We start from the raw sequence: 20518 nt of genomic DNA, 5'->3' as shown, positions 1-20518 counted from the left end.
CAGCGTGCAGGGCAGACCGGCAAATATTCCAGTTTGTGATAGGGGCTAGCCCACGCGCCTAGCTGCAAAGGTCTACGACGGCACTCACTGCCAGGTGGTCAGAATTGCCCACCTGCTGGTAGGTCACTTCTTCACCACCAGCAGGTGGCCCCTGCATCACCATGATGTGGTCAATGGGTGCTTTCATTCCTAGCACTCCACCTACCGGCCAGGTGCCCCCAATCCGGTGGGTGGCCAGGGCAGCATCCGCACCCAGGTGTGAGCCTACCCCCGCGTAACTGGCCAGGCCGCCGTGGAGCAGGGTCGCGTTGAAGTCGCCAGCGATTAGGTCAGGGCGGTTCTCATCGCGGGCCAGGCGGTCGATGGTGGCTAGGTCATCGCGCCACTGCTGCATGTAGGAGGGCACGGGCGGGGCCGTGTGCACCGCAAGCAGTGAGGGGTGACCACTATCGTCATTTTCAGGAGCCAGAATGAGGGCGCCGAAGGTCATGGGCACTTCCTGCGCGGTGTAGGTGCCCAGCCGGTCGCTCACCAGGGTCAGTGTCGGGGCGATGTGGGCCTTTCCGCTGGTGGAGGCGAACAGCTGGTAGCCCGAAACGCCGCCAGCAAGGGCGGGTGTATCGGGTGAGACTTCAGGGAGCACCAGGAAATCCGGCTCATCGGCCAGCAACCGAGCCAGGGACTGGTCGGTCAGGGTATCGAGGGCGTTGTAGGTAGTGACCCGGTAGGTCTGCATATTAACGCACCCAATGGCAGGCACCCCGCGCGCATGGTAGCGCGCAGCCCCGTAGGGGTCGGTGACAGCCAGCAGACTAGAGACGGCACAGGCTACCGCCGTCAGCCCGGCAAGGACGCGGGTAGCTCCGCTGGTGGAACGGCGTAGCGTCACCGGCAGGGCCACTATCAGGACGCCCGCCCCGGCCACCGCAAGCAGGGTGGGGAAGGCGACGGCCTGGGCTATAACCAGGCGGGTAGTCAGCCAGGCGGTGACCGGGTGCCCCGGCCACACCAGGATAGCCAGCCAGGCCAGAGCACCTGCCAGCAACAGACACCAGAATGCACGAATCAGAGTCTTACCCATGACCCCAGCCTAACTAAAACCAGCAGGCAGGGGAAGAGGTGAGGGTGGCGTCCGTCCTTAAACAAAAAGCCGCAGGGGCGGCAACCCGTAACGGGTGCCGCCCCTGCGCCAAAGATAAGAAAAGTAAGAAACTTACTTGAGGGTGACGGTTGCGCCAGCGCCTTCGAGAGCTTCCTTAGCCTTCTCTGCGTCTTCCTTGGAAACGCCTTCGAGAACGGGCTTGGGAGCGCCGTCAACGAGGTCCTTAGCTTCCTTCAGACCCAGTGAGGTGAGGGCGCGAACTTCCTTAATAACGCCGATCTTCTTGTCGCCAGCTGATTCGAGGATAACGTCGAATTCTGACTGCTCTTCAGCAGCACCAGCGTCGCCACCGGCAGCACCAGCAACAGCAACGGGAGCAGCTGCGGTTACGTCGAATTCTTCTTCGAATGCCTTAACGAATTCGGAAACCTCAACGAGTGACAGTTCCTTGAATGCTTCAATGAGTTCTTCGATTGAAAGCTTAGCCATGAGATTGGCTCCTTCTTTGATTCAGTTGCAAGCCTCAGTATTTCAGCCTGCGAGCTTGAAAATTGTGGGGTGGCCCGGGCAAGTGGGCCAAAGTCTGTGCGGTGGGCAGTTCGAGGCGATTACTCGGCCTCGGGTGCTGCGCCTTCCTGCTCTTCGAGCTTGATACGCAGAGCGTCAACGGTGCGAGCAACCTTTGCGATTGCGCCCTTTGCGCCGCCTGCGACCTTTGCAAGAAGTACCTCGCGTGATTCGAGGCTTGCAAACTTGTTGATGCCAGCTTCGTCGAGAGCTTCGCCCTCGAAGTAACCGCTCTTAACGATCAGCTGGGGGTTAGCCTTGGCAAAGTCACGCAGACCCTTCGCAGCATCAATGAAGTCGCCCTTGATGAATGCGATTGCGCTGGGGCCGTGGAGCTGACCATCGAATGCGTCGATGCCAACTTCCTTAGCCGCGATAGCGGTCAGAGTGTTCTTTACCACGGCGTACTCGGTCTCAGCACCCAGTGCACGACGAAGTTCCTTCATCTGTGCAACGGTGAGACCACGGTACTCGGTGAGAATTACGCCGTTTGAGGATTCAAGGAGTTCCTTGATCTCAGAGACGGCAGCAATCTTATCCTGTGTTGCCATGGTGTTCCTTCCAGTTCTTATCCCGCCAGGCCAACAAAAAATGCCCCGACGCGTAGGCATCGAGGCATAATACAAGCCCAGCTAAAACTGGTTTGTATTCTGTTATCGGCACCTACGCAGGTGGGCTGGTTAGCCCTTATCGTACCTGTAAAAGGCACAGACCGGCGGTCTTTGGTTACTTCATCTAACCACGGTTAGCGGGGCCCTGGCAAGTTAAAACCGGGTTTAAGGGTGCTTAATCACTTAAACCGCCGCTTCTATCCACCTTTGTACCGTATACAGACCAGATGAGGCAGGTTTTTTGGTCAGCACATGGTACAAACTAGCTTTGCCCTGAGAAACAGTGCAGAGCATCTTGTCGGAGTTTCAGGTAGAGCCCCTGCTCCGCGCCTACCGGGGTTTCTGGCAGCACAGCGGTGAGCGGGCTACCTTCGGGAATGGTCACGGCACCGTCTGGGTACGGCAGCTCTACCGCCCGAGTGGTTTCAAGGCTAAAACGACTCCCTGCCGTATGGGCGAGCACGCCCAGCACCCGTACGGGCAGGGCCCCCGGGGTGCCTGCGTCCGTCCGCTCAAAACCGTGGGCGGAAATACCGGCCGCTACAGACTGCCCCGCAACCTTCACACACAGCTCGTTGTAGAGCGGGTGCAGCAGGCGAGCAACATGGGCGGACGCCGGTGCGGCCAGCACCTGCCCCGGGGCGGCGACCTGGGCCAGGCGTCCGCCCTCTAGCACCGCAAGCTGCTGGCCCATGGCCAGGGCTTCATCGGGGGTGTGGGTGACGTAGATACCCGTAAACCCCAACTGGCCGTGCAGGGTCAGCAGATCGGTGCGGATAGCCTCGCTCAGATGCTCATCGACGCTGGAGAGCGGCTCATCGAAGAGAACCAGGGTGGGCTTACGCACCAGGGCCCGGGCGATACCGGCCCGCTGGGCCTGGCCGCCCGATAGTTGCGCTGGCCTCTTGCGCAGGTGCTCCCCCAGGCCCAGGGTATCGACGAGGGAAAGGTAGTGGTCACGGTCCAGCTGCTCCTGGGCGCGCAGACGCTGGGCGAAGAGGATGTTCTCTTCCAGGCTCAGGTGGGGGTAGAGCACGGGCTTTTGAAAAACGAACCCCACCGGCACGGCCCCTGCCTGCCGGGTCTTGGCCGAGCCCTTAATGCGGGTGCCTCCCCCAACGCCTACCGGCCGGTGGCCGAACAGCACACGGCCGGCGTCCGCCTGTTCCAGCCCGGCAATAATGCGCAGCAGGGTGGACTTGCCCGACCCCGACTCCCCCACCAGGGAGAGCAGGCTGCCACCGGGCACGGTCAGGTTAATTCCGCTAAGCACGGCGGACGCACCAAACCGCTTGGTCAGGCCGGTGATGGTAAGGGCGGGGCTGGTCATGACCTCTATTATGCCCGACGGTTGCGCGGCAAGCCCTAACCGTAGCCTTCTCACCACAGCGCAACCCTGATTCGACCGAGCGTACGTTATATCGCTGAGCGTGCACCTATCTGCGGCACGCTCGGCGATAAGGCGCACGCTCGTTAGGGAGGCAGTTAGCCTCGTGCCTGCTCAATGCGGTCATCGGGGTAGATAATCTCCCCCTGCTCTACCAAATCTCGAATTGAACCGGGCAGGTTCTCACCGCTCAGCCCGGGAAGTAGCCCTGCATCAGCCTCTCTGCCCCACACCGTGGGCGCCAAGTCTCGGCCCCATTTGAGGACGCCACCCCCTCTATGAATCTTCGCGGTATAGCCGATGCTAGGGGCAGACGCCCCAGGGTGGGCTGGCCTGTCGCTTACTGTATCGGGGTGGACGACCTGTACTAGACGGTTAAGGAGTGGCAGGGGCTCCTCGTCATCAGTGTGCTGTGCGAGCTGCTCTGTGTACCAGGTGCAATCTTCGCTGTGCTCTACTGCGAACCAGTGGGGCAGGTGGCGCTCGAAGTTATGTTCGTTGATGGTCAGCTCGTCGCTCAGAAGCTGCGGGAGGTCCCAGGTGATAACCTGCCCTTCTTCGATGGTCTCAGGGGCTTTGGCCGGAGCCTGGGCCAGGTACTCAATTAGGGTTTTCACATGCGGGTGTAGCCAGTGGCCGGGGTCTTGTTCGTCCCAGCGGATTTCTCCGGTGCGGGTCAGTAGCCCCTGTGAGATAAGCTTTCCAGCGCGGTCTTCGAAACGGGAGTAGGCTTCAAACTGATACATCGGCTCCCCGTCCCCGCGTTCTTCTGCAGGCCCCAGGGCGGAGATATTAATGCGCATTTCGCTCTCAAGGGGTCCACCAGCATAGTTATAGATGGTGTAGTCGGTGGGAAAGTCCCCCTCGTACAGGGTTTCTAGGCGGTAGAGAAAGACGGTTTGACTCACCGGTTCTTGCAGGGCAAGCAGGCCGGGGTAGAGCAACTTTTCATCGCGATAGACGGGCAGATCGGACGGACGCGGGTAAGGGAAGTAGGCGACGCGGTACACGGGGTTGAACCTCCAGACATCATTGAAAGGGGTGTGCTCTTGACCACAAGAATAGCTGGCTGAGCCCGCGAAAGCTAGACCCAATCGTCCCTGTACCCCCCCTCCTTTCCCCGCCTCCCCGCCACAACAAAAAGCAGGCTCCCCGCGACACATGCGGGGAGCCTGCCTTGTTTAACCGTTAGGGTCTAAGAAACTTAGGCTACGGTGGTGGGGCCTATCAGGGAGGAGTGCTCTACACGCTAAATCAGGCGTTCAATGCTTATAGAGGATATCCAGCTTTGCCAGCCGCTATCGAAACCACAAATTTTCCTGCACCGTTGGGAGTTTCCCAGGTTCCATTTGAAACATAGATTTCATGAGTGGTTGCTTTCCCCTCACAGATATAAGGAATTGCAACTGAAATCGTGCCATCTAACTTCCTACTTTTTACGTCTTCTACTTCCTGTGTCGCTAAATCGCATGTATCCGGTAAACCTACTGCTTTCTTAAGGTCATCAATAGTTGCTATTGAAACTGTTGAATCAGCGAAGACATCGTACAGAGAGGTAGAACTATCGAAATCTTCTTTATCTAGCGTGTATGCGAAAGCTAAAGCAACTTCTTCTGGAGTAGATTCGTAGGGGCTTGCAGCAATTTTAGAATAAGTCACTATAGCGCAAAAACTGCTGCAGATAAAAATGAGGAAACCAAGGGTTACTATACTGAGTACACCTACGAGATACTTATACTTATGCATAACGGCTACCTCCCGGGTTATATTGGTCAACCAAGTTCAGTTGCTGCCACCAGGGCCTATAGGGCAACCAGGATTCCATATTATAATCTTCTCTCTCGAAAAGGTTACCAGCGACATGGCAGAGATACTGTTCTCGGATAGTTGGTGTTATCCGCCCCCGTGCGGTCTTCGAGACAAGTTCATCAACATGTGCCTTATGTGTCGCGACTCCACTAAAAGCCCTGCCCCAACTAGTGGCTACAACATTTACCTTGTAGCCTTCACGATGGTTAGTTACCCAGACGCGGCTAATCAAATCCCGTCCTAGCCAAGGGTCAGCTGTCACAGGATACGCTACGCTCTCCTGCCCCCGATGCTCTACAACCTGAACCAAAGTAGATCCCCGAATCTCATAATGAGTCGGTACGTCCACTCCCTCGGCGTCCTTAGCCCAAGGAGCAGCAACACCAGCCATAAAATTCCCCTCAGCATCTTCTACAAGAACAAGACCGCCCTCAAGAATCTCCATGCTGGCGCCTTCCGGCAAATCAAAATCATAAACGTATTCCTTAAAGGCAGAGGAATCAGCAATCATAGTTACCATCTGCACAGAGCTATCTTGGCTCCTTGGAACTGAACTATCAGCTGAAGCAGGTGCAAGACCTACTCCACCAATCAACACAGCGCCAACCGCACAGATACTAAAAGCAGAACGGGGGGGGGTAAAAGGGACATCTTTATCTCTTTTCTCTAACATGCCAGACTCCTTGATGGGGCTGGTTGATAAGTAGCCTATAGCCAGGGTGCAGGAAAAACCAGAGTTATTCTGTCACTAGACCAAAGAGAGTACTTAAGTACTTTTCTTTAATCTGAAAAAGCAAGCTCCCCGCACGTATGCGCGGAGAGCCTGCCTTGTTTAACCGTTAGGGTCTAAGAAACTTAGGCTACGGTTGAGGGGTCAACGGGAACGCCAGGACCGAAGGTGGTGGCGATGGTTGCCTTTGAGATGTAACGGCCCTTAGCTGATGAGGGCTTGAGGCGGTTAACCTCTTCGAGAGCTGCTTCGAAGTTCTCGGTCAGCTGCTCAGCGGTGAAGGAAGCCTTACCGATGATGAAGTGCAGGTTTGAGTTGCGGTCAACGCGGAAGTCAATCTTACCGCCCTTGATGTCTGCAACTGCCTTAGCAACGTCCATGGTGACGGTGCCGGTCTTGGGGTTGGGCATGAGGTTACGGGGACCCAGAACCTTACCCAGACGGCCAACCTTGCCCATCATGTCGGGGGTTGCAACTGCTGCGTCGAAGTCGGTCCAGCCGCCAGCGATCTTTGCGATCAGGTCATCTGAGCCAACGAAGTCAGCGCCAGCTGCTTCTGCTGCTTCAGCCTTTTCACCGGCTGCGATAACTACAACGCGGGCGGTCTTACCGGTGCCGTTGGGCAGGTTGACGGTACCGCGTACCATCTGGTCTGCCTTACGGGGGTCAACACCGAGTCGCAGTGCGACCTCAACGGTTGAGTTGGGCTTGTCTGCCGCGATGTCCTTTGCTACTGCAATAGCCTCGGCGGGTGCGTAGAGCTTGTCCGCTTCGATCTTGGCTACAGCTGCCTGGTACGCCTTGCTGCGCTTTGCCATCTGCTTTTCTCCTTTGCAGGTGTGGTCTTTGGTGAGCCGCGCTCGGCTCTGCCACATGCCTCCCGGGTGGGAGACTCTAACAATTGTCTTTGGGTGAGGTGCGAACCTCGGTTCCCCGCGGTGGGCGGGGTGGAAGGGTTTTAGCCTTCGACGGTGATGCCCATGGAGCGGGCGGTGCCGGCGATAATCTTCGCTGCGGCGTCGATGTCGTTAGCGTTGAGGTCTTCCATCTTGGTCTGGGCGATTTCCTTGACCTGGTCCAGGGTCAGTGAGCCGACCTTCTGGGTGTGGGGTACGCCGGAGCCCTTAGCAACGCCAGCTGCCTTCTTGATGAGCTGTGCTGCGGGAGGAGTCTTGGTGATGAAGGTGAAGGAGCGGTCCTCGTAGACGGTGATTTCTACGGGGATGATGTTGCCGCGCTGGGATTCGGTGGCTGCGTTGTAGGCCTTGCAGAATTCCATGATGTTGACGCCGTGTGCACCGAGTGCGGGGCCAACGGGGGGCGCGGGGTTAGCGGCGCCTGCCTGGATCTGCAGCTTGATGAGGCCTGCGACCTTCTTCTTGGGAGCCATTTGTGTTTGGTCCTTTTCTTAGCTGGTGGACCGGCGCACAGGAGTATGCACCGGGCGGTGGTGCTGCCATGGCGGCGGCGGCACCGTGTAGGGGCGCACCGGCGTGGGTGCGCACATACAGTCTTCTATCTTAGTACGGTCTGGGCTTTAAAGCTATTGCGGGGCGGACGCCTGCCCCTGGGTGCTTGCTCACAGGCGCGGGTAAGTGCGGGGTTAGGTCACGTCCGCGTGCGTCCTCCCCTAGATTCCCCATAAGCAGACGTTCCCCCCTAGACTCCCCGCATTTATTCTGGTTTACCCGCACCTAGTTGCGGGTAAACCAGAATAAATGCGGGTAACCCTAGGTGCACACACCGTGTTTTTTCACCTAGACATAAAAAGGCCGCCCCACATCAAGCGGGGCGGCCTGTAACCGGTCTGACCGGTGTTACATCTTGGTGACCTGTGAGAAGTTCAGGGTCACGGGGGTCTCGCGTTCGAAGACGGAAATCAGCACAACCATGGATGAAGCTGCTGCGTTAATCTCTGAGATGGTTGCGGGCATGCCCTCGAAGGGGCCTTCCTTAACGGTGACGGCCTCACCAATCTCAAAGCCGGTCTCGACGGCGGGTGCAGCCTTGGGAGCAGCACCTGCTTCTGCCTGCTCAGCCTCAAAGACGGGAGCCAGCATGTCGACAACCTCATCAAGACGCAGGGGAACCGGGTTGTAGGCGTCCTGACCCACGAAGCCGGTCACACCGGGGGTATGGCGCACAACGCCCCAGCTCTCGTCGGTCAGGTTCATGCGCACCAGAGCGTAGCCGGGCACGCGCACGCGACGAACCAGCTTCTTAGTGGTGTTCTTGACCTCCATGACCTCTTCCATGGGAACCTGAACCTCAAAGATGTCGTCTTCAGCGTTCATGGTCTGGGCACGGGATTCGAGGTTGGCCTTAACCTTATTCTCGTAGCCGGCATAGGTGTGAATGACGAACCATTCACCTTCCTGGCGGCGCAGCTTAGCCTTGAATTCTTCGAGCGGGTCAACGGCGGGCTCACCGGCTTCTTCAGCTTCGGTGACTTCTTCAACGACCTCAGCGGCTGCTACTTCAACAGCCTCGTGGCCCTCGTCGGTTGCCTGCTCTGCAGGTTCTACGACCTCTTCGGTTTCAGGTGCAACTTCCTGCTCGGACACGCTTTCCTGCTTTCGTCATTGGGGTTTACTTGAGGGCACATAGACCCTTACATTCACAAAAGATTCTACGGGCTAGGCCGCCATCGGCCTAGCTGTCGGAGCTACTAGTTGATGCCGTTACCAAAAATCCAGAAGGCTCCCTGACCGAAAACGTAATCTAGGCCCGAGATGAAGAGCATCATAAAAGCAACAAAGAAAAGAACAATAATCACGTACTGCACCAGTTCTTTACCGGTGGGAGTGGTGACTTTTTTGAGTTCTGCGATAACTTCGCGCAAGAACTGGAAAATACGGCCGAAGAAGCCCAGCTTCTTCTCTGCGCCTGGCTCTTCAGAATCGGCGGTCCTGGCGGCGATTGATTTAGCCATGGTAGGCCCGCCCCTTTCTAGACTCATCATGAACATCAACTGTTCGATTGACAAATAAACCTGTGAGGCTTGAAGCAGGGCGGACAGGACTCGAACCTGCAACCTGCGGTTTTGGAGACCGCTGCTCTACCAATTGAGCCACCGCCCTTTGAAGGTTACCCCTTCAAGGAGGCTTGAGACCCTTGCGGGCACAAACCTAAAGCTGTTCGGTTGCGAACAACGTTATCTACTGTAGAACATATTTTTTGCTTTGGCAATTTGGTGCGCGCCAGCCCCTCTTCAGGCACCCGCCCACCCTATGATTTAAGGGGTAGATGCCAGCCGCCGCGCTGGCGTCCGCACCCTTTTGCCATAACCCAACGGTCCTGCCCGCAGGACGGAAGCGAGAACCTCCCCATGACTGCCCGCGTATCACACCGCATTGGCGCTATCGCCCCCTCGGCCACCCTCGTCGTTGACGCTAAAGCTAAGGCCCTCAAGGCGCAAGGACGCCCGGTTATCGGCTTCGGTGCGGGCGAGCCCGACTTCCCCACCCCCGACTACATCGTGGACGCCGCCCGCAAGGCTCTCGATGATCCCGCTAACTTCCGCTACACCCAGGCCGCAGGCCTGCCCGCCCTCAAGCAGGCAATCGTTGAGAAGACCAAGCGCGATTCCGGTATCGATATCGATGCCTCACAGGTGATCGTGACCAACGGTGGCAAGCAGGCCGTCTACCAGGCCTTTGCCACCGTCATTGACGAAGGCGACGACGTGCTGCTACCCGCCCCCTATTGGACCACCTACCCCGAGGCTATCCGCCTGGCCGGTGGCAACCCCATTGAAGTCTTCGCCGGCGCCGACAAGGAATACAAGGTCACCCCCGACATGCTGGAGGAAGCCTACACCCCCGCCACCAAGGCCCTGATTTTCGTATCCCCCTCTAACCCCACCGGCGCGGTCTACACCCCCGAAGAAACCAAGGCCATTGGTGAGTGGGCTCTGGAGAAGGGCATCATCGTGCTCACCGACGAAATCTATGAGCACCTGACCTATGACGGGGTGCCCTTCACTTCCATCGTTAAAGCCGTGCCTGCCCTGGCTGAGAACACCGTCATTCTCAACGGTGTTGCCAAGACCTACGCCATGACCGGCTGGCGCGTGGGCTGGATGATTGCTCCCGCCGACATCACCAAGGCTGCAACCAACCTGCAGTCTCACATGACCTCTAACGTCAACAACATTGCCCAGCTGGCGGCACTTGAAGCTGTTTCGGGATCCCTCGACGCCGTCAACGAGATGCACAAGGCCTTCGACCGCCGCCGCAAGACCATCGTTGAGGGTCTCAACGCTATTGAGGGCGTCCACTGCCCCATCCCCAAGGGCGCCTTCTACGCCTACGCCGACGTCACCGGCCTGCTGGGCAAGACCATTGCGGGTAAGACCCCGCAGACCTCCGCTGAGCTTGCCGAAATCATTCTGGAAGAAGCCGAGGTAGCGGTTGTTCCCGGTGAGGCCTTCGGCCCCTCCGGCTACCTGCGTCTGTCCTACGCCCTGGGCGATGAGGACCTCGCCGAAGGCCTGGCTCGTATGCAGAAGCTGCTGGCAACCGCAGAGTAGTTTGCCTGATTCGGGCACACCCCAGCGGTACGCAGGACGCCCCTGGAGGCACCAAGTAAGCGCGGCATATGAACCGAAAGCAAGCTGGCTCGGCGGCTGGCGTGAATCGCACCTGAGCGAAGCGAAGCTGCGAGAGGGTCGCTTGCGAAGGTTCATATGCCGCGCTATCTGTAATATCCGGAGTGCCAGAAACTAGAATCCCTCCCGCCCCTAAAGTCGCATTTGACTCTTACTCAGCGACCCAAAACATACAGCGCAACCTACCCCACAGCTACCCAACGCAACCCCTCTTTACTACAATAGAAACCAACAAAGACCCACACTTTGGACTGCCTAAACGGGCAGAAACCCAACAGGGTCACCACCATCATTCCCCACCAGGAATAACACAAGGAGTTTCTCCATGAAGATTGGTCTGCTCACCTCCGGCGGCGACTGCCCCGGCCTGAACGCTGTTATCCGTGGCGCTGTGCTCAATGGCGTCAAGACCTACGGCGACGAGTTCGTTGGCTTCCGCGACGGCTGGCGCGGTGTTGTTGAGGGCGACTTCATGGATCTGCCCCGCACCAAGGTTCGCGGTCTGGCTCGTACCGGTGGCACCATTCTAGGTACGTCCCGTACTAACCCCTTCGATGGCCCTAAGGGTGGCCCCGAGAACATCGAGATCATGATGGAGCGCAACGGTATCGACGCTATTGTCGCTATCGGCGGCGAGGGCACTCTGGCGGGTGCTAAGCGCCTGGCTGACGCGGGTCTGCCCGTGGTTGGTGTTCCCAAGACCATTGATAACGATCTGCAGGCAACCGACTACACCTTCGGTTTCGACACCGCCGTTTCCATCGCAACCGACGCCCTGGACCGCCTACGCACCACCGGCGAGTCCCACCACCGCGCCATGGTTGCTGAGGTCATGGGCCGTCACGTTGGTTGGATTGCCCTGCACTCCGGTATGTCCGGCGGCGCTCACGCTATTCTGATTCCCGAGGTTAAGGTCTCGATGGAAGAGGTTTCTGGCTGGGTCAAGGAAGTTCACGACCGCGGCCGCTCCCCCCTGATTGTTGTTGCTGAGGGCTTCATCCCCGAGGGCTTCGACGATGTGATGGCTGGTAAGGGCCAGGAGAAGGACGGCCGCCCCCGCCTGGGCGGTATCGGCGACTGGGTTGCGCAGGAGATTGAGCGCATCACCGGCATTGAAACCCGTAACACCACCCTGGGTCATATCCAGCGCGGTGGCGCCCCCACCGGCTTTGACCGCGTGCTCTCAACCCGCCTGGGCATCCAGGTTGTCGATATGATTCACGACAAGGAATGGGGCAAGATGGTTGCCCTGCAGGGTACCGAGATTAAGCGCGTTGACTTCGCTGAGGCCCTCAACGGCCTGAAGACCGTTCCGGTCCACCGCTACGAAGAGGCTAAGGTCCTCTTCGGCCGCTAGGCCCTAGAGGCATAAGAAGTGGCCCTCCTCCCCTGGCGGGGAGGAGAGCCACTTCTTTAGTATCGGTTGGTTTTATGCGCCTTATACGCCCTGTAGGGCGATGACTGCTGGGAGGGTTAGGATTAGCAGGGAGAAGGCCACTGCCCAGCCCCAGGTGCGGGCCAAGAGACTTAGCCCAAGGCCAAGAAGACCCAGCAGGGGTGCAAGAGCCCAGCTATAGCTGGTGGTAAGCCCTCCATAGGTAAAGGCAAGAGCACCTGCCAGAAATATAAAGGCAGCAAGCAGATTGAATTTTTGCCAGCGCGGGGAAGAGAATGTTCCCCACTGATTACCAGTCACGTAAGATACCATCTCTACCACCTTTTCTAAAAAATCGCATTAGGAGCAAAAACTTGCCTAATAGCAATTGCCTTAGCCTTCACCCAGCCTGAGTACTTATTCATCTGTAAGTCAACTGTAATCAAAGCAACTAGCTGACGGTCACAGGTTTTATTGAAATAACCCTTCTCTGCATAACACAGGTCATGAGTGCGACACCGCGTGTCGAGCAAATCAATCGGAGCGCCAGGGCCACTCACCCCTGGGCCGCACCAATTCCCATGAACTGGAAAGCCAATTTGAGGATCATGCCCAGCAAGAGCAGGAAAAGCTCCCCCTCCAAGACGATTTGATACCCCCTGATTGTACGAAATGGCTGACAGCAAAACAACTTCGCTTACATCGTCTGCCCGGGCTCCATCGACATCGAAGTAGTCAATATTGCCAGCTGAATCAAGGACAGCATACTCTAAAAGCTTCTCTGCCAGAATCTCGCTATTATGCGAGCCTCCAGGGGAAGTAATAGCATTTGCTGGCACCATTAGGCCAAACGAAATAGCAATTACTAGAGATACAAGAAAAACATAAAATCGCTTAAACATCGCGACTCCCTAAATTGAAAATTTTTCATTACAAATTGTGAACCTGTGAGCCGTATTACAAATACTTACATGATGAACATCACTTGTCAAGAATCTGTGAAAAATATTTTGGCAACAGAACCAAACCAGTTCCACCTACTACCAACGCTTGGTTCTACCGTCTAAGACCCAAGCAAGAATCCCCCCCCCCTGCCTCCTTCAACTGACGACCAAGGCCCCTGCGCCCCAGAGAGCAACCCGTGATACACAGCGGAGGTCACAGCAAAACAGCACTGCCTACCGCAGGAAGTCTCCCATGTTCCGGCGTCCTGCCACCTGACCGGCGTCCGGAGCAACAATGACGGTCTGGGCGGCAGCATACTGGCTAGTTGCGGGGTTGCCGTCGGCGTCCGCATCTCCCCCGTCTACCACGCGCAAGGTGGCGGTGGGCTCAACCGAGCGCTTGAGGACGGCCAGGGCAATAGGCCCAGCCTCGTGGTGCAGGGCCACCGAGGTCACGGTGCCCACCTTCTTCTCGCCGTTCATCACGGCAGAACCGGCAGCGGGCAGGGTGTGCTCGGAGCCGTCCAGGTCGAGGAAGGCCAGGCGGCGGGGCGGGTGCCCCAGGTTGTGCACGCGGGCCACGGTCTCCTGGCCCTTGTAGCAGCCCTTCTCCAGGTGCACGGCGGTACGGAGCAGGTCGAGCTCGTGGGGGATGGTCTTCTCATCGGAGTCCACGCCCACGCGCGGCCGCCAGGCCTCAATACGCAGGGCCTCAGCCGCCCATACCCCGGCTAGCTGGGCTCCTTCGACCGCATCGAGCAGGCGGTGGGCGGGCACGATGGTCAGGTAGCGGCGGTAGGCGGACGCCGGGTGCTCGTCTTCCCCAGCGGACGCGTAGGTGTAGCCCCCGGGGGCAATGCCGGCGCCCCAGGGGTCAGTCCAGACGATGCCGCCTGCCAGCACGGCATCCGCGCCCTCAGCCTCGCGCGGGTCAAGGGTGGACCCCAGCACCGCGTGGGTTTCGGTGCGGTCGGTAATCTCAACGCGCAGCATGAACTTCATGCGGTTCAAATACTCGGCCAGGGGCGCGGCCTGGTCCCGTTCGGTGATCAGCCAGACCGCGCCGTCCTTCTCAACAGCGAAAGCAGAGAACTCGATACGGCCCTGCGGGGTCAGCAGAAGAAGCTCGGTGGAGCTCCCCTCCCCCAGCCCGGCTAGGACCTGGCTTGAGAGGGTGGTCAGCCAGCTCAGGCGGTCCTCGCCCGCAACCGTCACCACGCCCAGGTTGGAGTGGTCAACCAGGGCAAGCCGGGTACGGCGGGCCAGAGCCCGCTGCTCAGCAACCGGGTCGCCGTAGTGGGCAGCGACCCCAGCGTCCGCCCCGGACGCCGCAAAAGCACCCGGGCGAGACAGCAGGGGGCTACGGTAGGCAGTCACTACTGGTCACCTGCAAGGTTTTCGCCGCCGAACATGGTGGTACCCAGGTCCTCGCCGGTCATTGAGGAGGTCTTGCGCAGTTCAGCCGAGGCATGCTTCTCAAGCTTGCGGGTTTCGGGGTTTGCGGTTTCCCAGTCCCACATGAGATTGCCGTTGACCAGGCCCCAGAGGCGCACAGAACCGGCGTAGTCCTTGGTGATGTCGTCTTTGAGCATGTTGCCGGTCTGCATCCGCACCACCGGGCCCTTAATCATGCCCACATAGTTTTCGGTCAAGCCGCCGGGGTGGGCGATGGTAGCCAGCAGGTTAAAGCCGCCGTCCTCATTACGCAGGGACTCAACGGACTCAGCGTCCTGGTGGACGGGAACCACATCGGCGGGCACCAGGCCGGGGCCGACGTCGCCGTCTAGCTGGGGGCGGTCAATCTGCCAGAAGCCGGTCTCAACGGTGATGGTGCGCAGCTTCTGACCCTGATCATCGAGCAGGAAGCTCTCAGCACGGTATTCGATGAAGGGCAGGCCGTCCTGACTGAAGGTAATAATCTGCCCGAAGGGGGTTGATTCTGAGCCCTCATACCAGAGGGAGCCGGTACCCTCCCAGGTGCCCAGCAGCCAGGAGAAGGGCACGAGTTCGGGGGTGAGGTTGGTGGGAATTTCAATAGCCATACATACCAGTGTAATCGGCAAACCAGTCCGAGGAGAGGGGCAGGTATAAGCAGCGAGGGGCGCCCCTCTGACGACTAACCTTCTTGCTGGTTCGCTCTGGCTCGCAAGCTCGCCAGATTCGCGCCGAGATTATTTTCCTCGCACGCTCGGAATCTCGACGCTCATCGACTGCAATTCATGCCAGCCCCAGCCAGTCGTCTGCCGGGGCGCCCCCGCTGCTCCCTTCACCTTAGGTGCCCGAAATATAAAGAAAACCGGCCCTCGCGCTACAGTGCGCGGGGCCGGTGTTGATAAGCCCGTGGGTTGCTTACTTCTGGCCGCGGAAGAGGCCGGTGAGTACGAAACCGATGCAGGTGAAGATAGCCAGACCTGCCAGGCCCAGAAGGACGAGGAAGAAAATTTCAAGTGCAAGAATACTCATACCGCTACCCTACCACGCGAGTGAGGAAAGTCGCACACACATAGGCGATGACGCCGATAAATGCTACGGGTGTTACGCCCAGGGTGACAGCGCCGCGGCGGGGTCCTTCTTTGGGGCCTGCTGAGACAACCCGGATGCCGATAAGCCCCAGCAGCAGGCCGACGGCCAGGCCGATGGTGATGACGGGGTAGGCGGTTTCAACGTCCCTGGCTAGGATGGCTAGCCCCACCCAGCCTGCTACCGATACCGAGGCGAGCACACCCGAGACGCAGCTAATGACCGACTCCAGGCGCCCCACAGCGCCTTCGCCGCGGGCTAGTTCTGCCATGAAGCTTGCGACCACGCCCACCGCTGCGATAGCGGGCAGGAAGGCCAGGGGGGAACTGCCGGGGTTGAGCCAGGAGTAGAGCAAGGAGGCTACGCCCGATATCAGCACGATGACGGAGTGGGAGGTGATGCGGCGGCGTCCACGCAGTTCGGCGATGCCGGTGGCTGCGGGCCAGCCGCCGGCGATGAGAAGGACGGCGCCCAACCCGGCGAGTGCTGCGAGGTCGGGTGAGGTAGCTGCGGTGATGACCAAGGCTATGAGGGTGATGAGGGCTGAGAGTGCCACCAGTGTGTAGCGAGAACGGCGGGTTGCGCCGATACGCCCGATGGGCCCTTCGTAGACGGTTTTCTGCCGGGCTCGGCGGAGCTTGGTGAGCTCGGGGACGAAGGTGCGGATAGCTCGGGTGTGGGTGGGATCTTTAGTAGTCACTCTGGGGTTTCATCTCGGTGTGTGGTGGGCCGGTGGTGTGGGTGCCGGCGTCCTTCTTATCTTCCCGTATTACGAACCTGTTTATCAACGTCTGTGGCGTGCGTTTTATACTGGTGCTTGAGTTGACCTGTTCAAGGGAGTGTATGAGCGTGCTGCATATTGTCGTATTGAGTGATTCTGCGACCGATGGCGCTGATGTCACTCAGTCGCTGGGGTTGTTGGCTCATCAGCTGTCTATTCTGCCGTTGGGGGCTTCTGCTTCGATGGTGCAAGCTGCGGGGCCCGATGTGGTCTTGGTTGATGCCCGTGAGCAGTTGGTTGCGGCCCGTAACTGTGCCCAGTTGTTGAAGGGGTCTGGTTTTACTACGCCGCTGTTGATGGTGCTTACCGAGGGCGGTATGGCTGCGGTGGCGCCGCACTGGATGGTGGACGATATCGTGCTTGAGTCGGTGGGTCCGGCTGAGCTTGAGGCCCGTTTGAGGTTGTTGACGGCGCATGTGGCTGATGAGGCTGAGCCCGAGAGCACGGTCATTCGGGCCGGTGGTATCACGGTGGATGAGGCCTCGTATTCGGCGCGTTTGCAGGGTTCTCCTCTGAACCTGACCTATAAAGAGTTTGAGTTGCTGAAGTTTTTGGTGCAGCACCCCGGGCGGGTTTTTACGCGTGCCCAGCTTCTCTCTGAGGTGTGGGGTTATGACTACTACGGTGGTACGCGCACGGTTGATGTGCATATTCGTCGTCTGCGGTCGAAGCTGGGCCCTGACAATGAGCAGTTGATTACGACGGTTCGCAATGTGGGGTATAGCTTTAACTCGGCACGGTCGGATTCTAGGTAGGCTTAGAGGAGCTGCGATGTGTGTAGGAGGCGCGTGTGGTCTATGAAATTATTTCACCCAAGGTTTCGGGTGTTGTGCTAGCTGATTTTGAGCGGTTGGCTGAGCTGGCCCGGCGGCAGGACGGCGCCTCCCCCTTTTCTGAGCAGACCTTTGTTGAGCTGCGCAAGACAGCTGCGGGGGCGGACGCCGGTGTGCGGCTTTTTGAGGCCCGGCAGGCTGGTGCGCCCCTAGGTTTTGCGGCCCTGGTGAGAGAAGGTGAGCTCTGGGTGTTGGAGGCCGCTGTTGCCCCCGAGGCCCGTGGCCAGGGCCTTGGCTCGGCCCTAATAGGCGCAGCAGTTGAGGCTGCCGGTGATGAGCCGATTCGGGCCTGGGTGCACGGTGGGTCTGATGATTCTAGCCCTGCCCTGCAGGCGGCAACCCACCTGGCCGATAAGCTGGGCTGGCGCCCTACTCGCGAACTCTACAAGCTGGGTCTGACCCTGACCGACGAGGCGCGGGCGGGCGTCCGCACCGATGCCCAGGCCCGCCCCCTCCCCGCTGACCTAGCGCTGACCACCTACACCCCCGACCGGGCTGAGGCCTGGGTGCAGGTCAATGCCCAGGCCTTTGCCCACCACCCCGAGCAGGGGCGGCTAACCCTCGATGACCTTGCGGCCCGCACCGACTCTGACTGGTTCCGGGCAGAAGGGTTCTTCCTGGCTGTAGAAAAGGACGGGCAGCTGGCAGGCTTCCATTGGACCAAGATTCCTACCGGCCAGGGCGAGCGCCCCGAAGGGGAAGTCTATGCGGTGGGCATCGCGCCCACCTGGCAGGGTAAGGGGCTGGGGAAGGCTCTGACCCTAGCCGGCATGGCCTATCTAGCCGGGGCTACCGACGAGTCCGGCACTCCCCTTGACCGCATCGTCCTCTATGTCGATGCCGACAACACCGCCGCTGTAGCCCTCTACCGCTCCCTCGGCTTTACCCCCCTCACCATCGACCGACAGTACGCACCTGCCCACCCCTAATCTTTACCACCGCCCCTCGCATTGAAAGGCACACCATGACCACTACACCGGCAGAAACCCCGGCCCACCCCCATATCAACGGCGATATTAACAAGCTCGAACGCGCCGAAACCCGCGTAGACCGTATCGACGTGGGCGAAAAAATCAAGCAGCCCAACCTCGAAGGCGATTTCGGCAGCGACCGCTTCCTTGACCGCGAAATCAGCTGGCTCGAGTTCAATACCCGAGTGCTCGAACTGGCCGAAGACCCCAACCTCTACCTGCTAGAGCGCCTCAACTTCCTCTCCATCGTCACCAGCAACCTGGACGAATTCTTCATGGTGCGCGTAGCCGGTCTCAAGCGCCGTATCGCCACCGGTATCGCTGTGCCTTCGGCTGCTGGGCTCTCCCCCGAAGAGCAGATGGAAGAAATCTCCGAAGCCGCCCACGCCCTGCAGGAGCGCCAGGCTAAAGTCTTCCACGAGCAGGTCTACCCCGAGCTCGAAAAAGAGAACATCCGTATCGTGGGCTGGGCTGATCTCTCAGACGCCGAACAAGACCGACTCTCCCGTTTCTTCCGAGCCGAGCTCTTCCCCGTCCTCACCCCGCTAGCGGTGGATCCGGCCCACCCCTTCCCCTACATCTCGGGTCTATCCCTGAACCTGGCCGTCATCGTCCGTAATCCCCAGACCGGCAAGGAACTCTTCGCCCGCCTGAAGATGCCCGAAACCATCGAACGCATGGTTGCTGTGGACGGGGCTCGATCGGTTAAGTCTTCCTCCGGTGAGGTGCGCTTCATCCCCCTTGAAGTCATCATCGCCGAGCACCTCGATATGCTCTTCCCCGGCATGGAGGTCGTTGAGCACCACGCCTTCCGTGTGACCCGCAACGAAGACCTCGAAGTTGAAGAGGACGACGCCGAAAACCTGCTCAAGGCCCTCGAAACCGAGCTGCTGCGCCGTCGCTTTGGCCCCCCGGTGCGCCTGGAGGTTGAAGACACCATCAACCCCACCATCCTTGACCTGCTGGTGTCGGAGCTCCGCATCGACGAGCACGAGGTCTACAAGCTCCCTGCTCCTCTTGACCTGCGCGGTCTATCCGACATCGCCAAGACCAACCGCCCGGCCCTGCACTACCCCAAGCACATCGCCCACACCTCCCGCTGGCTCAACGCCAACGAGACCTCCAAGGCAGCCGATGTCTTTACCGCAACCCGCGACCACGATGTGCTCCTGCACCACCCCTATGACTCCTTTGCCACCAGTGTGCAGGCCTTCCTGGAGCAGGCAGCTGCCGATCCCTCCGTCCTGGCTATTAAGCAGACCCTCTACCGCACCTCCGGCGATTCCCCCATCGTGGACGCCCTCATCGAGGCAGCAGAAGCCGGTAAGCAGGTGCTAGCCCTGGTTGAGATTAAGGCCCGTTTCGACGAGGCCGCCAACATCAACTGGGCCCGTAAGCTCGAACGCGCGGGCGTGCACGTGGTCTACGGTATCGTGGGCCTCAAGACCCACTGCAAGCTCTCCCTGGTCGTGCGTAAAGAGGCGGACGGACTGCGCCGCTACTGCCACATCGGCACCGGCAACTACCACCCCTCCACCGCCCGCTTCTACGAGGATCTCGGTCTCATCACCTGCGACCCGCAAATCGGTGAGGACGTCTCCCGTCTCTTCAACCAGCTCTCCGGCTACGCCCCGAAGACCACCTACAAGCAGCTACTGGTTGCCCCCCGCTCCCTGCGCTCGGGCCTGATTGACAACATCAACAAGGAAATCGAGCACAAGCGCGCGGGCCACGCCGCCAAGATTCAGATCAAGTGCAACTCCATGGTCGATGAGGCTATCATCGACTCCCTCTACCGCGCCTCCCAGGCAGGGGTTGAGGTCAACGTGGTCGTTCGCGGTATCTGTGCCCTGCGCCCCGGCGTCCCCGGTCTCTCCGAGAACATCAAGGTGCGTTCAGTCCTGGGCCGCTTCCTCGAGCACTCCCGCGTCTTCACCTTCGAAAACGCCGGGACCCCCAAGGTCTACATCGGTTCAGCAGACATGATGCACCGCAACCTCGACCGCCGTGTTGAAGCCCTGGTGCATGTGAAGGCAGAAGCCCATATCAAGTACCTGCTAGAGATGTTCGACAACTACCTCTCAGAGAAAACCAGCAACTGGCACCTGGGGTCAGACGGCACCTGGGAACGCCACCACCTGGCAGCCGACGGCTCACCCCTGCGCGATGTGCAGGCCTACTACCTGGCTAGCCGTGACCAGAAACGCAACAAGCGAGCCTAAGCCGGGCGCAGACGTCCGCGCCTTGTCCACCGCTCACAGCTAAGGGGCATAGAATGT

Annotated in this window: 21 protein-coding genes and 1 tRNA gene; 5 read left to right on the top strand and 17 right to left on the bottom strand. The window is 59.3% G+C overall.

The window, feature by feature from the left end; all coding sequences use genetic code 11:
• Positions 1 to 58: 58 nt before the first annotated feature.
• The 12 genes from L7A20_RS04630 to L7A20_RS04575 all read right to left on the bottom strand — a co-directional run bounded on the left by L7A20_RS04630 (position 59) and on the right by L7A20_RS04575 (position 9286).
• Entirely contained in the window at positions 59 to 1081 is a 1023-nt protein-coding gene (locus L7A20_RS04630; protein WP_237222567.1) for an endonuclease/exonuclease/phosphatase family protein, read from the bottom strand.
• A gap of 132 nt (positions 1082 to 1213) precedes the next feature.
• Positions 1214 to 1591: a 50S ribosomal protein L7/L12 gene (rplL, locus tag L7A20_RS04625; protein ID WP_185174250.1), complete on the bottom strand. Its 378-nt coding sequence runs from the start codon at positions 1589 to 1591 to the stop codon at positions 1214 to 1216.
• A gap of 119 nt (positions 1592 to 1710) precedes the next feature.
• On the bottom strand, positions 1711 to 2220 hold the full coding sequence (gene rplJ / locus L7A20_RS04620; protein ID WP_237185947.1) for a 50S ribosomal protein L10: 510 nt from the start codon (positions 2218 to 2220) through the stop codon (positions 1711 to 1713).
• Positions 2221 to 2542: 322 nt separating this feature from the next.
• A complete protein-coding gene (locus L7A20_RS04615; protein WP_237222566.1) occupies positions 2543 to 3610 on the bottom strand; it encodes an ABC transporter ATP-binding protein in 1068 nt (355 codons plus the stop codon).
• A gap of 155 nt (positions 3611 to 3765) precedes the next feature.
• Positions 3766 to 4677: a hypothetical protein gene (locus L7A20_RS04610; protein ID WP_237222565.1), complete on the bottom strand. Its 912-nt coding sequence runs from the start codon at positions 4675 to 4677 to the stop codon at positions 3766 to 3768.
• Positions 4678 to 4936: 259 nt separating this feature from the next.
• On the bottom strand, positions 4937 to 5413 hold the full coding sequence (locus tag L7A20_RS04605; protein WP_237222564.1) for a hypothetical protein: 477 nt from the start codon (positions 5411 to 5413) through the stop codon (positions 4937 to 4939).
• Positions 5406 to 6149: a DUF2599 domain-containing protein gene (locus tag L7A20_RS04600; protein ID WP_237222563.1), complete on the bottom strand. Its 744-nt coding sequence runs from the start codon at positions 6147 to 6149 to the stop codon at positions 5406 to 5408. The genes L7A20_RS04605 and L7A20_RS04600 overlap by 8 nt, the downstream gene beginning before the upstream one ends.
• 182 nt (positions 6150 to 6331) lie before the next feature.
• Positions 6332 to 7024 (bottom strand): 50S ribosomal protein L1, encoded by a 693-nt coding sequence (gene rplA / locus L7A20_RS04595; protein ID WP_185174246.1) that lies wholly within the window; start codon positions 7022 to 7024, stop codon positions 6332 to 6334.
• A gap of 140 nt (positions 7025 to 7164) precedes the next feature.
• Positions 7165 to 7596, bottom strand: coding sequence for a 50S ribosomal protein L11 (rplK, locus tag L7A20_RS04590; RefSeq protein ID WP_135012423.1), 432 nt, complete (start codon positions 7594 to 7596; stop codon positions 7165 to 7167).
• Between the two features lie 427 nt (positions 7597 to 8023).
• Positions 8024 to 8770, bottom strand: coding sequence for a transcription termination/antitermination protein NusG (gene nusG / locus L7A20_RS04585; RefSeq protein ID WP_237204752.1), 747 nt, complete (start codon positions 8768 to 8770; stop codon positions 8024 to 8026).
• Positions 8771 to 8874: 104 nt separating this feature from the next.
• The gene (gene secE, locus L7A20_RS04580; RefSeq protein WP_237194772.1) at positions 8875 to 9138 is read right to left on the bottom strand and encodes a preprotein translocase subunit SecE; all 264 of its coding nucleotides are present in this window, start codon (positions 9136 to 9138) and stop codon (positions 8875 to 8877) included.
• 75 nt (positions 9139 to 9213) lie between these two features.
• A tRNA-Trp gene (locus tag L7A20_RS04575) sits at positions 9214 to 9286 on the bottom strand.
• 248 nt (positions 9287 to 9534) lie between these two features.
• Here L7A20_RS04575 and L7A20_RS04570 point away from each other — a divergent pair.
• Together L7A20_RS04570 and L7A20_RS04565 are read left to right on the top strand one after the other, a co-directional pair.
• The gene (locus L7A20_RS04570; RefSeq protein ID WP_237222562.1) at positions 9535 to 10737 is read left to right on the top strand and encodes a pyridoxal phosphate-dependent aminotransferase; all 1203 of its coding nucleotides are present in this window, start codon (positions 9535 to 9537) and stop codon (positions 10735 to 10737) included.
• A 403-nt stretch (positions 10738 to 11140) separates the two neighbouring features.
• Positions 11141 to 12172 carry a 6-phosphofructokinase gene (locus L7A20_RS04565; protein ID WP_237184882.1) on the top strand — a complete coding sequence of 344 codons (1032 nt, stop codon included), beginning with the start codon at positions 11141 to 11143 and terminating at the stop codon, positions 12170 to 12172.
• Positions 12173 to 12253: 81 nt separating this feature from the next.
• Here L7A20_RS04565 and L7A20_RS04560 read toward each other — a convergent pair whose 3' ends face one another.
• The 5 genes from L7A20_RS04560 to L7A20_RS04540 form a co-directional block, all read right to left on the bottom strand.
• Positions 12254 to 12511 carry a hypothetical protein gene (locus L7A20_RS04560; protein ID WP_237194777.1) on the bottom strand — a complete coding sequence of 86 codons (258 nt, stop codon included), beginning with the start codon at positions 12509 to 12511 and terminating at the stop codon, positions 12254 to 12256.
• Between the two features lie 26 nt (positions 12512 to 12537).
• Entirely contained in the window at positions 12538 to 13092 is a 555-nt protein-coding gene (locus L7A20_RS04555; RefSeq protein WP_237194778.1) for a hypothetical protein, read from the bottom strand.
• Between the two features lie 276 nt (positions 13093 to 13368).
• Positions 13369 to 14511 (bottom strand): YgfZ/GcvT domain-containing protein, encoded by a 1143-nt coding sequence (locus tag L7A20_RS04550; protein ID WP_237222561.1) that lies wholly within the window; start codon positions 14509 to 14511, stop codon positions 13369 to 13371.
• Positions 14511 to 15176, bottom strand: coding sequence for an FABP family protein (locus tag L7A20_RS04545; protein ID WP_237222560.1), 666 nt, complete (start codon positions 15174 to 15176; stop codon positions 14511 to 14513). The genes L7A20_RS04550 and L7A20_RS04545 overlap by 1 nt, the downstream gene beginning before the upstream one ends.
• A gap of 425 nt (positions 15177 to 15601) precedes the next feature.
• A complete protein-coding gene (locus L7A20_RS04540; protein ID WP_237206180.1) occupies positions 15602 to 16354 on the bottom strand; it encodes a hypothetical protein in 753 nt (250 codons plus the stop codon).
• A gap of 149 nt (positions 16355 to 16503) precedes the next feature.
• Here L7A20_RS04540 and L7A20_RS04535 point away from each other — a divergent pair, with 149 nt between their 5' ends.
• From L7A20_RS04535 to L7A20_RS04525, 3 genes are read left to right on the top strand one after another with little or no spacing between them, the layout of a single operon-like run.
• Positions 16504 to 17190 carry a winged helix-turn-helix transcriptional regulator gene (locus L7A20_RS04535; protein ID WP_237222646.1) on the top strand — a complete coding sequence of 229 codons (687 nt, stop codon included), beginning with the start codon at positions 16504 to 16506 and terminating at the stop codon, positions 17188 to 17190.
• A 35-nt stretch (positions 17191 to 17225) separates the two neighbouring features.
• Complete coding sequence (mshD, locus tag L7A20_RS04530) at positions 17226 to 18197, top strand: mycothiol synthase (protein WP_237222559.1); 972 nt, start codon at positions 17226 to 17228, stop codon at positions 18195 to 18197.
• Between the two features lie 35 nt (positions 18198 to 18232).
• Positions 18233 to 20461 carry an RNA degradosome polyphosphate kinase gene (locus tag L7A20_RS04525; protein WP_237222558.1) on the top strand — a complete coding sequence of 743 codons (2229 nt, stop codon included), beginning with the start codon at positions 18233 to 18235 and terminating at the stop codon, positions 20459 to 20461.
• The last annotated feature ends 57 nt before the right edge of the window (positions 20462 to 20518 follow it).

The sequence above is a fragment of the Rothia nasimurium genome (genome assembly GCF_928381415.1).
Lineage (GTDB): Bacteria > Actinomycetota > Actinomycetes > Actinomycetales > Micrococcaceae > Rothia > Rothia nasimurium_H.
Note: the sequence above shows the minus strand (reverse complement) of the source record. Positions and strands in the feature narration are given on the sequence as shown.